General features: G+C 33.3%; 3 protein-coding genes. 2 read left to right on the top strand and 1 reads right to left on the bottom strand.

Annotated features, from left to right (window positions below):
- Positions 1-690 (bottom strand): type V CRISPR-associated protein Cas12k (gene cas12k / locus FJR37_RS25855; RefSeq protein ID WP_217355404.1); only part of this gene is annotated, 690 nt, incomplete at its 3' end.
- Positions 691-758: 68 nt separating this feature from the next.
- Here cas12k and FJR37_RS25850 point away from each other — a divergent pair.
- On the top strand, positions 759-1184 hold the full coding sequence (locus FJR37_RS25850) for a MerR family transcriptional regulator (protein ID WP_168467493.1): 426 nt from the start codon (positions 759-761) through the stop codon (positions 1182-1184).
- Positions 1185-1329: 145 nt separating this feature from the next.
- A partial coding sequence (locus FJR37_RS25845) for a hypothetical protein (RefSeq protein ID WP_168467492.1) occupies positions 1330-2124 on the top strand: 795 nt, incomplete at its 3' end.

Below are 2124 nucleotides of genomic sequence, written 5' to 3'. Positions count from 1 at the left end.
TCGGTGACTAACTCTGGTTTCTCTTTCTACTTTGCGGCGACGTTGAGCGAATTTATCGGTATTTTCTGCTTTATTGCTAATTTTACAGCCATTTTTGAGTAAATAACTAATGGCACAACGAGTTAAATTATCTTCTGTATTACTGTAAGTGTCGAATAAGTTTTTTGATAAATTACGTTCGCTATCTGAAGTTGGAGATTTTTTCCCTTTTTTAGTCTTTTTACGTTTTGCTGGTTGAGTTTTAGCAGGATTTTGGGGAGCAAATTGAGCCAAAATTTCGGCAGATTTAGTCTGAAGTATATCCAAGGAGACTCCACTGGCTTCTACTAATTCAGTATCACTATTGAGCATTTCTAACCAGCGCAGTTTGCCGTCTAGTTGGGACTGAAACCGCTTCATTAGGGCAAACCAGGATTTATAAATATAGTTTACTGATGCTGTGGCACTGGTGTAAAACCTTGCAGGTTGCCCCATGAAGCGCGGATCATTTTTCAAGGGTTCACACAGTTCTTTGACTATACCTGTGGGGTGTTTACCTTTTTGTCGCCATGTTTCAAATTCTGGGTGTTTACCAATTTGACTCAGTAGTTCGTTAATCAGTGGCGTGTTTTTCTCTACCATCAATTGCCATAGCTGTTGACGGGTAGTTTCACTGGCTACTAAACGACACTGAATAGTGATTTGGCTCATACTTAATAAACATATTTGTCTAATACTAACATATTTGTATTGTAGCAGCTTTCTGTAAAATGTTTTTTATGCAAGAAAAATTTTTCACAAGTAAGGAAGCGGCTCAAATTACAGGTTGTACCCTTCGCCAGATCCAGTATTGGCGAGAGAAAGGGATTGTTGTGCCTGTGATTAGTGAGACGGGAACGGGACGCAGTATTTATTACTCCAGGTCTAATTTAGTGGAGTTGGCAGCTATGGTATATTGGTTGTCTACGGGGATAAGTTTTGATATTGCTTGTTTTATTCTGAAACAACTCAAGGAACAAGAACCAGAGTTGTTTGTTTCGGGTCAGGGGAGGCGGTTTATGTTGTTGTTATCACAGGATGATTCGCTTTCTTTGGTAGAATTTGATAGGAAAAGAGCGATCGCATCTTTGGATGAAGGTAAGGCTGTGATTCCCGTATGGTTGGATGTTATTTATCAGCAGTTGGCGGTTAAGCTAAAAATGTGATGGGTACAATAAATAGAATTAATCAACGTAATATTTTGTGTATAAATGTATGATGCAGTAAAATTTCTTGTTTATTATCTGCACTTTATACACTACTTGGTAAACTAATAAGGTACTTACTATTACAATAAACCTACTAATTAATATGGAAACTAAACAGATATATACAAGTTTTATTCATTGGTTCGATAGTCATAGTAAAAATTATGGCTTTATTGTCAGACCTGAAGATATAGAATGTTTCTCAAAAATGTCCAAGTATGAGAAGTATCAGCAAGGTTATCGTTTTGATGAGGAAAATATTATTGATCAAAAGTTCTTAGATTATTTAAGAAAAGATAAAAAATTACATGGAAAAGGTATTTATGTTCAATTTAATTTAATTGCTGGAAAAAATGGTAAATCAAAAGCTATTAATGTAGAATTATCTAAGGATATTGGAACAATTAAGCATCCTGATTTTTTTGTAAGAAGCCTGATTGCCAATATTAATCTAAATCTTCTTTCATTAAAGGAAATAGAATTTAAAATACATGAAAGACCTGAATTTATACGAGATTTACAAGCAACTAATCCTGAAGTTATAAAGGAATTGTCTGAAAAAATTCCTGCAATTTCCATAAAATATTCTACTTTGAGGGATTGTTTCACAACTCCAGTTGAATATGCTCAATTAGTTAATAAATATATTGATGAATTAGATAAAAATCTACAATATGAAATTGTAGAAGAGTTAAGAAATAAAATACAATCCACTAATTCTTATAAAAAGATTGATTATTATTTGAATAATATTAAATATCCGCAGGAATACAAGAGATATTTATGGAAAGTAACACCGAAAGAATATAAGCTCGAAAAAATAAAGGAAAGATATCAAAAATTCTTTATTCTGGTTAAAGAATTTGCAGAATCTGGTTATCCTGACAAACATATAGAA

Origin of the sequence: Aphanizomenon sp. UHCC 0183, assembly GCF_009712065.1 — a bacterium.
Taxonomy (GTDB): domain Bacteria; phylum Cyanobacteriota; class Cyanobacteriia; order Cyanobacteriales; family Nostocaceae; genus Dolichospermum; species Dolichospermum heterosporum.
Note: the sequence above shows the minus strand (reverse complement) of the source record. Positions and strands in the feature narration are given on the sequence as shown.